A 9,665-nucleotide genomic window follows, 5' to 3' on the forward strand; every position below is an offset into this window, starting at 1 on the left:
TACCGTGACGCGACCTTAAGTATGCGTGACCCATTCCTATGACATTTTCAGGCTCAATGGGCAGTGGGACTTTTTCGTTGGATGCTTTGTGGCGGGTGCTTCCCATTGCTGGTTTCTGCGTCCGGCGGTCGGGGCGGCGATAATCGCCAGCTTGTTGCTGCGTGATTGTGAGACGCCGTTTGCCTGCCTGCGATTTGGCGGCCGGGGTTCGAGTCCCTCATTGCCCACCTTTTGTGTCGATTCCGTCCGCCTTCATCACTGAGTCGTAACGCTCACGTACAGTTGTGAGCAGAGTGTTTTATTCAGCAGGAGGTTGATCTGGCGATGGCGAAGAAACTTCGTGAAGGGGATGGCAAAGCCGGAATCGCACGTGCGGGCAAGCGCAAGCTGGGATACGACACCGCACAGGTGGATGCTTTCCTGGAACGCGCCCACACCTTGTATGACAGCGAAGGCATCAACCTTACGCAGCAGGACATTCAATCCGTCTCCTTTGAATTGGCCAAGGATGGATATGTCATCAGCCAAGTCGACGCGGCGCTGCACCGTCTTGAACAGGCCGTGGTCGATAAGCAGACTGCTTGGGAGATTGGGCAGCAGGGTCGTGTGGCATGGAAGGCGCAGACGGAAAAGCTGTATCAGAAGGTCGCATCCCATGTGGAGCGCGCCCCACGGGAGCGATTCAAGCCAGGTGCTCCCAAGCAACCGTCCTATGACAAGAAACAGGTCGACCGCATTGCCGATCAGGTGGTGGACAAGGCAGCCGCAGCTCTTGGCGTCGATGGCGTCACCCAGAACGATGTCAAAGGTCTTGCCGACCTGAATGCCGATGCCGTGAACAATGTCATTTTCACGCAGCGCAAGGGCAAAAAAGGATACGATGAACGTCAGGTCGATTACTTCCTCAATGTGTGCGTCCAACTGCTGAGCAGGATCGAATCCTACGCGCGCATCAGCGATTATGTCGCCAACGGCGGTGCTTCGGCAAACCAGTCGACAGGTGCCTCCCATGAAGCCTCCGGTCAGGTGACCCCGCTTATTGCGAATGACGCACAGCGGTCCACGGTTGCCGCGCCTCAGGCGGCTGCGGCCGTGACGGGGGAGTCGTTTGACGCGCTTCGTCAGGCCGAACAGAATCTGTTCCCTGCTCCCGCAACAGCCCAGGCCGAGGGACAGACGGGCGCATCCGGCTCAGCGCCCTCCGCTTATACGCCGAAGACCGTCAATCAGGTGCCGGTCACCCCGAGTGCATCTGCTGTGCCGGTTCAGGCACCTTTGTCAGCGCAGTCGGTTGTTCAGTCCCCGACTGTGCAGCCCACGGCTGTATCGTCCCCGTCGATTCAGCGGTATCGTCAGGCGTTGCCGGTGCCGTCCCCGTCTCCTGACGCACCTGCGGTCGTCCCGACAACCGTGCGCCATGACTCTGCGGAATTGGCAAATCAGGTTCCTCCGTCCTTTGCGCCGGAGCCCAAGCCCGCTGCAACCGTCGTCGAACCTGCTGCTCAGGCTGGCTCACAGCCCATGAACAGGAATCTGACAGACAGCAACCCTTCGCTCGCCGCATTGGCGCACATGGCCGAGGTCTCCCAGGAGCTGCCCGCTGTGGATGCCTCTTCGTTCACGCCGAAGATGCCCAGCCTCAATACTCCGAGCGCATTGAAACTGAGCACTGAGCCCGCAGCGAATGTCGCGAACGCCGTGAATACGTTCACGCCGGCCGAACAGCCGGCGCCACAGGCGCAATCGGCTGCGGCATCACACGCGGCATCACCTGTGGCTCCTGCCGTGCAGCCGGCGACTCCGGCACCGTCTGCTATGCCGGTGTCCTTCGCTCCCGCCGTCAAGCCTGAGCGCAATACCGGGTCCGTTGCGGTGCCGGTCGTCGCACAGTTCGCAGCACAGTCCGCTCCACAGAGCGCTCCTGCAACGCATGTCGGAACCCAGTCTCCGGTGGAACCACAATCACCAACCGGCCAGCCCGCATCCGAGCTGCCGGCTGCGGAGAAGCCGGACAATCAACACGAGACGAAATACAGCACGTTATTCCCATTGATCCCGAACTTTGACGATGATCTGGGAGTCTCCATCCCCGATTTGTCATTCCCCACTCTGAACGACGACGATACTAAGAAGGAACAGTGAGCGAGGTCTCCATTCGCAGCGTCGTGCTTCTGGGATCCACTGGATCCATAGGCACGCAAGGTCTAGATGTCATTGCACGCCACCCGGAACGTTTCACCGTTACCGGTCTGGCTGCCGGCGGAGCTCATGTGGAACTGCTCGCCCGTCAGGCCGCGCAATTCCATGTTCCCGAAGTCGCGGTTTTCGACGCGTCCAAGGTCAAGGAACTCGAAGAGGCGCTGGTTCAGGCCGGTGCCAAGGGCACGCATGTGAGCGGTGGCTCGGATGCGGTCATCGCACTTGCCGCCTCAGGTGCCGATGTGGTGCTGAACGGCATCACCGGTTCCATCGGATTGGAACCATCCATCGCGGCGCTTCATGCCGGTTCCCAGTTGGCATTGGCCAATAAGGAATCAGTGGTTGCAGGCGGTCATCTGCTGTTCGGCGCCCAAGTGCGCGAGGCACAGATCAACCCGGTGGATTCCGAACATTCCGCCATCTGGCAGTCACTGCGTTCCGGGACCCATGCCGAAGTGTCCAAGCTGGTGGTCACGGCCTCCGGCGGACCATTCCGCGGCTGGAAGCGCGCCGACATGGAGCACATCACTCCTGAACAGGCGCTGCATCACCCCACATGGAATATGGGGCCGGTGGTGACAATCAACTCCTCGACGCTGATGAACAAGGGGCTTGAGGTCATTGAGGCCTCACGTCTGTTCGACATTGCGCCCGACCGCATCGAAGTGACTGTCCATCCGCAATCCATCGTGCACTCGATGGTGGAATTCAGCGATGGCGCCACCATCGGTCAGGCCTCGCCGCCCGATATGCGTCTGCCCATCGCACTGGGCCTGTCCGCGCCCGACCGCATGGACAACGTGGCCGTGGCATGCGACTGGACGAAAGCCGCCACTTGGACGTTTGAGCCATTGGACAATGAGGCGTTCCCTGCGGTGCAGCTTGCCCGCCACTGCCTGTCCGCGTCGGAAAAGCATACGGCTGTCCTGAACGCCGCCAACGAACAAGCGGTGCACGCCTTCCTTGACCATCGCCTCCCGTACCTGGGCATTGTGGACACGGTCAAGGCCGTACTCGACGAGATGGATGCGGAACTCCGCGGTAACCCGCTGTTCAACGACGTGGAGGAAATGAACCAACTCGAGTGCGAGGCGCGCCGCCGGGCGGACGACCTGATAAACAGGCAATAGCGTACGAGGGGCTGAAAGAGCTCATAGCCTATAGCTGCATGTCTGAGGAGAGACCTGTTGAACACGGAAATCCCTGTTGCCAAACCATTTCGCAAGACCGGCGACCCGGTTGCGTTGACCAGTGAGTCGCCGTTGCATCCACGACGCAAATCCCGTCGCATCATGGTCGGTCCGGTACCGGTCGGTGGGGGTGCGCCCATTTCGGTGCAGTCGATGACCAATACGCTCACGGCGAATGTGGGCGCCACCTTGCAGCAGATCGCCGAACTGACCGCAGCGGGATGCGACATCGTCCGAGTGGCGGTGCCAAGTCAGGACGATGCCGACGCATTGCCGGAAATCTGCCGGAAATCCCCCATTCCGGTCATCGCCGACATCCATTTCCAGTCGAAGTACGTGTTCCAGGCCATCGACGCCGGATGTGCGGCGGTGCGTGTGAACCCCGGCAACATCCGCAAATTCGACGAAGTCGGCCCCTCCATATGCAAGGCGGCGACCGACGCCGGTATCTCGCTGCGCATCGGTGTGAACGCCGGATCGCTCGACAAGGCTCTGTACGCCAAATACGGCGGCCCGACCCCCGAGGCGTTGGTCGCCTCCGCGCTCAAGGAAGCGCACATGTTCGAGGATGTCGGTTTCCATGATTTCAAGATTTCCGTCAAACACCATGATGTGATCACGATGGTGGAGACCTATCGTCTCCTGGCATCCAAAGGCGACTGGCCGCTGCACCTCGGTGTCACCGAGGCGGGCCCCGCTTGGCAGGGCACCATCAAATCGTGTCTGGCGTTCGGCGCCTTGCTGGCTGAAGGCATAGGAGATACGATTCGAGTCTCCCTCTCCGCGCCTCCGGTCGAGGAAGTCAAGGTCGGCTGCAAACTGCTGGAATACATGGGATTGCGCCCGCGCAAGTTCGACATCATCTCGTGCCCGAGCTGCGGACGTGCCCAGGTTGATGTGATTCAGCTTGCCTCCGCGGTCACCGAAGGTCTGAAGGACATCACTGCGCCGATTCGCGTGGCCGTCATGGGCTGCATCGTCAACGGTCCTGGCGAGGCTCGTGAAGCCGACCTCGGTGTGGCGTCCGGCAACGGCAAAGGACAGATCTTCATCAAGGGCAAGGTCATCAAGACCGTGCCGGAAGACCAGATCGTGGATACGTTGCTGACCATCGCCAACGACATCGCCGCACAGATGGAAGCCGAAGGCAAGGTGCCGGCCAATGCCACAGGTCCTGTGGTGGTGCCCATCCAGCATCCCGGCCACTGAGCCGAAACAACGCTACTGGTCTGTCTCGTAATTGTTTGAGTGGTGTTGGCCCCTCTGATGGGACGTTGCCATGTCACTGGGCTGCGGGACTGAAGTCGCACATGGTTCGGCTCTTCCTCAGCGGAGAGCCGAAATATCGTCATCTGATTACAATGGCTTCACATGCCGCAATCGCAGGAGCATGACGAACACCGGGTGACCGTCCCATACCGGCCGTGGGGCTTGGGCCGACGCATGTCGGTGAGCCTGCCCATTTTCATCATGCTCATCGGCATCCTCGTATCGATCTCGAATATCACCACAGTGCCGTGGAACATCGAGCCCACCGGACAATCCATGGCAGCGCTCACCGACGACACCGATGTGGTCTTCGACAATCCCCAGGGGCGGACGCTGCCATCCAAGGGAAGTTATGAAGTCTCCGAACGACAGGTAGTGCTGAATATAGCGCGTGACGGTTCGCTCGTCCAGGAACAAGGCGAACGAAACAAGGCGAACGCCGACGGTGTGCAGGCGGTCACCGTACGCATTCGCGAGCCGAAGGACAGCGGAGGCATACATCCGGGCGTGGTGTTCATGCATGGCGCCGGTTATGGCACGGCAGACAATTCCTTCGGCGATGTCGCCTCGGACATGGCGTCGGCAGGGTTCGTGACTGCCGTGCTCGACAAGCCGGTATGGGATACGACGGACATCAATCGCGATTATCCCGCTTCCGCGCGTGCCTATGATCAGGTCGTCAAATATGTTCGCGCGATGGACAATGTGGACGACAATCAGGTCGGCATATACGCCACCTCGGAATCCACGTGGATATCTTCGTATTTGCTGGCCGATGATCCGGACATCGCATTCCAGATCCTGTTGAGTCCGATGGTGTTCTCACCGCGTCAATCACTGGGCTTCTTCATTACCCAGGATTTCACTTTGGTTGGCGCCAATGACGGATACCAGTCCATCGTGCAACGACTGTTCAGCGCGGATGCCTCACTGTTCGGCCTGACCAATCTCGATCTGCCGACGCTCAACCCCACGGCATACTCCGTACCCACGTATGTGGCATACGGTTCGAAGGACGTCATGACAGCCCAAGTGGAGGGAGTGAGGGCCATCCTCTACAACGCGCATCAGGCTGGCAACTGGAATGTCACCGTGCGCAGCTATCCAGTGGCCAACCATGTGCTTCGATTGGGGGATGAATCCGAGGAAGGCACGCCATTCGCCGATGCCTATGTCGATGATCTCATCGATTGGGCGGTTGGTACCACCAGCGGATTGAAACAGACCAGTGAGCCGGTGGCCGGTATCGACCTCTACCAATCCATCGGACTGCCCACAGGACTGAAAGCGCGGACGGCGGGAACCATATACGGCGTCATATTGCATGCCACCATGCTGATGCTGTTGCTTGCCTCGGCGATTCTTGCATGCGTAGCCATGATTCGGCAGCTGACGGTTGATGCGCGATGGCGCAGACAACGGCGTGATGCCAAACGTCAGGGGATTGCGGTTCCTCCCAAACCCCGTGTGCTGGGGTTCGCGCACGGTTTCGGCAGCGCGTTACTGAGTCTGACGCTGACGACACTCGCCGCGCTGTTGATCTTCTTCGCCGGTCTGGGACAGGTCATCATGGGAGTGGTCAAGCTGGCTTGGGGCGGCGCTCCCACGGAAACGCCAGGAGTCATGTATTGGAGCTGGCCTGTGATCCAAGTGGTCTCCATCGTGGTGCTGTGGGCATGGTCCCGCGTGTTCATGCGACTCATTGAAGTGGCATGGCACCGTGGGCTGATTCAATGGCCGCCGCGCAAGGAGGCGATGAAAGGTATCATCACCGGCACCGAACCGGTACTCGCCTCCACGCGATTCGGGCGCGTGCTGTTCTGGCTGGTCACGTTCACCATGCTGCACGTGCTGTTGTTCTTCGCCTTCTGGGGGCTGTTCATCTACTGATGCCGGCCCGGTACCCTGCTCGGCTTCGTCATGGGGGTTTCGTCATGGGGGGCTTCGCGTTGGCGCATATGCAAGCGTCGATTCGCCATTCGCTATGATGAGGGAGGCTGGCAGGTTGAGGATGGAGGCTGACGGGCATGGCGTTGTACCGGGATGAAGGCGTGATTCTGCGTACCGCCAAACTCGGTGAGGCAGATCGCATCATCACGATACTGACGCGGGGGCACGGCAAGATTCGTGCTGTTGCAAAAGGGGTGCGCCGCACCAAATCGCGATTCGGCGCGCGACTTGAACCGTTTATGCGAGCCGATCTGCTCATTGCTGAGGGACGGTCCCTTGACGTGGTATCGCAAGCTGACTCCGTGGCGGCCTATGGCACGGCCATCGTCACTGATTACGAATCGTATGAGGCGGCGAATGTCATTGTGGAAACCGTCGACAAACTCATCGGCACCGAGCATGAACGTAGGGCTGAACAGTATCAGCTGCTGATTGGCGCATTGAACGCGCTGGCCAAACATGCGCACGCGCCTCGCGCCATCAGCGGTTCCTATGTGATGCGTGCGTTGGCTCTGGCTGGGTGGGAGCCCCGGCTCAACACATGTGTGGTGTGCGGCAAGTCGGATTGTGCGTATCTGTCCATAGCCTCCGGCGGTGTGATGTGCGAGGTCGACCACACTACGGACGCCCGACGCATCCCGCCACGTGCGCTACGGGAGTTCCGGGCGCTCATCCAGGGCGATTGGACGGTGCTGGATGCGGGCCCGTTGGAGCGTGTCACGCATGAGTTGGTTGAAGATTGGGCGGAGTATTACCTTGAGCGCCCGATTCGTTCGCTGCGCTTGATAGATTCATGAGTATGGCTTTTGAGAACGTTGATTACACGTCATTGGACATTCCCGCCGCGCCATTCAGCGACCCGTCCCGCATCCCCGATTTCCCTAAGGACAAGGTGCCCCGTCATGTGGGGGTGATCATGGACGGCAATGGCCGCTGGGCCAAGCAGCGCGGCATGATCCGCACCAACGGCCATCAGGCTGCGGAGCCGGTGGTGTTCGACACCATTGCCGGTGCGATCGAGGCGGGTGTGAGGTATCTGAGCCTGTACACGTTCTCGACCGAGAACTGGAAGCGCAGTCCGCAGGAGGTGCGTTTCCTCATGGGATTCTCGCGTGAGATAATCCACCGCCGCGTGGCGCAGATGGACGATTGGGGCGTGCGCGTGCGCTGGTCCGGACGCCGCCCGAAGCTGTGGAAGTCGGTCATCGACGAGCTTGAGGTCGCGATGGAGCGCACGAAGAACAACAAGGTCATCGATGTGGTGTTCTGCATCAACTATGGCGGCCGTGCCGAAATCGCCGACGCCTGTGCGGCGATCGCACGCGAGGTGCGCGATGGCAAGATTTCCGGCGACCGTGTGACTGAGAAGATGATTGCCGACCATCTGTACAATCCGGACATTCCCGATTGCGACTTGGTGATCCGTACTTCCGGCGAACAGCGCACCTCCAACTTCCTGCCGTGGGAGGCCGCCTACGCCGAGCTCGACTTCGTGCCCGAACTCTTCCCGGACTGCGGCCGTGACGTGCTATGGCGCTCCATCGACCATTACATCCACCGCGATCGCCGATTCGGCGGTGTGAAATAGTCCTTGTTAGGCCCCCTCTGACGGGCTGAGCCGTAAAGCAAACGCCCGGTGGACTGTTTGTAGGCGAAGGCGAGACGAGAGTCGAGCCAGAAGAATGCGAGCGGCAGCTTGTCCGTAATTGCGGTCGAGCTGCCCGTGTAGCGGACTGAGGGGAGTTACCGGCACACCTCAGCCATCCTCTCTACAAACTCATCCAAAAAACGTCCCGAATCCACACCAAGTGCCACATGCACATGCGGCATGGAATGATTCACCAGCCCAACCGGGTCTCCGGTGGTCCGGCCTCGTACTCCATTGAAATCACCGGTATTGGTCTCCGCGCGCAACGCAAGATCAAAACAATCGACCAGTGAAGAATCAAGTGCAACCGCCGCCGCCAACGGATCATGCAACGGCATGCCGCCAGAGAACAGTGCGGGGTCGGCTTCCAAATTTGCCTTGATGGAAAAGTCCGCGAGATCAGCCAAGAACCGCCCGCGCTTGGTCCCCGTCGCACGCCACCGGTCGGCCGCCGATTGCGGTAGCAAACACTGGTGAGTCACATCAAGTCCCACCATTGTGATGTCTGCGCCGGAATGAAATACACGATTCGCGGCCTCAGGGTCTTGGATGATATTCGTCTCAGCTACCGCATCCCAACAATTACCGGGTTGGGTAAGCGTACCGCCCATCATCACCAGCCTGAGTTTCGATGCAATATCCGGTGCTCGAGTAATAGCCGCATCCACATCCGTCAACGGCCCGGTAGCCAGCACGGTAACGTCTCGGCCAAACTCGCGAACCTGCTCAATCAGATACTCAATCCCATCCGCAGCATCAACGGAGCACCTCCTTTTGCCCCCGCTGGCGAGAGCTGTCGGCATAGCCGACTGGGGATGGTCCACCGACTGAGAGCGGTTCACACGAGAACAAGCACCCAACGCCGGATGAGCATGAACATCCCCCGCCAAATACCCGCCAACAGAAACAACCTCATCGGGCACATCCACAGACATATCATCACCAGACATATCATCACCAGACATATCATCACCAGACATATCATCACCAGACATATCATCACCAGACATATCATCACCAGGCACACAAGCTCCATCAGCCAGAGCCCCGGACCCTGCCAGCCGAGTATTCCCCAGTCCATCATCCCCGTGGAACTGGGCACACCCTGCATCAGGAATAAACGCATCAGCCCAAGAAGGATGCTCAGACCCTAAAAACACTGGAATATCCGCCCGACCAAACAAATCAAGCACCGCGCAAGTATTGGCATAAGCCGTGTTCGCATCCACATTGCCATAACTGGCAATCACGCCACCCAACTCGCACTCATCCGTCGACCCCAACAAATACGCCAACGCCAACGCATCATCAACACCCGTATCTATGCTGGCAATAATGCGGTCAGGACATTGGACCATAGAATCGTCTCCTTGTTAGCGTAATCCGCTATGAATAACCTTATCGGCCGA

At 59.4% G+C, this 9,665-nt stretch carries 7 protein-coding genes; 6 read left to right on the top strand and 1 reads right to left on the bottom strand.

All coding sequences use genetic code 11. The features are described 5' to 3' along the window. Positions 1-324 precede the first annotated feature (324 nt). From BW14_RS08905 to BW14_RS08930, 6 genes are all read left to right on the top strand, one after another. Positions 325-2,142, top strand: coding sequence for a DivIVA domain-containing protein (locus tag BW14_RS08905; RefSeq protein WP_140464065.1), 1,818 nt, complete (start codon positions 325-327; stop codon positions 2,140-2,142). Further along, positions 2,139-3,329, top strand: coding sequence for a 1-deoxy-D-xylulose-5-phosphate reductoisomerase (gene dxr / locus BW14_RS08910; RefSeq protein ID WP_140464063.1), 1,191 nt, complete (start codon positions 2,139-2,141; stop codon positions 3,327-3,329). The genes BW14_RS08905 and dxr overlap by 4 nt, the downstream gene beginning before the upstream one ends. Before the next feature lie 57 nt (positions 3,330-3,386). Then, on the top strand, positions 3,387-4,598 hold the full coding sequence (gene ispG / locus BW14_RS08915; protein WP_140464061.1) for a flavodoxin-dependent (E)-4-hydroxy-3-methylbut-2-enyl-diphosphate synthase: 1,212 nt from the start codon (positions 3,387-3,389) through the stop codon (positions 4,596-4,598). Between the two features lie 234 nt (positions 4,599-4,832). Beyond that, positions 4,833-6,548, top strand: a complete 1,716-nt coding sequence (locus tag BW14_RS08920) for an alpha/beta hydrolase family protein (RefSeq protein WP_375137582.1) — start codon at positions 4,833-4,835, stop codon at positions 6,546-6,548. 137 nt (positions 6,549-6,685) lie between these two features. Then, positions 6,686-7,405 (top strand): DNA repair protein RecO, encoded by a 720-nt coding sequence (gene recO, locus BW14_RS08925; RefSeq protein WP_044090002.1) that lies wholly within the window; start codon positions 6,686-6,688, stop codon positions 7,403-7,405. Between the two features lie 2 nt (positions 7,406-7,407). Beyond that, positions 7,408-8,196, top strand: a complete 789-nt coding sequence (locus BW14_RS08930) for an isoprenyl transferase (RefSeq protein WP_044090001.1) — start codon at positions 7,408-7,410, stop codon at positions 8,194-8,196. 155 nt (positions 8,197-8,351) lie between these two features. Here BW14_RS08930 and BW14_RS08935 read toward each other — a convergent pair whose 3' ends face one another. Further along, positions 8,352-9,614 (bottom strand): nucleoside hydrolase, encoded by a 1,263-nt coding sequence (locus tag BW14_RS08935; protein ID WP_140464059.1) that lies wholly within the window; start codon positions 9,612-9,614, stop codon positions 8,352-8,354. Positions 9,615-9,665 lie beyond the last annotated feature (51 nt).

This window comes from Bifidobacterium sp. UTBIF-68, assembly GCF_006408855.1.
GTDB lineage: Bacteria > Actinomycetota > Actinomycetes > Actinomycetales > Bifidobacteriaceae > Bifidobacterium > Bifidobacterium reuteri.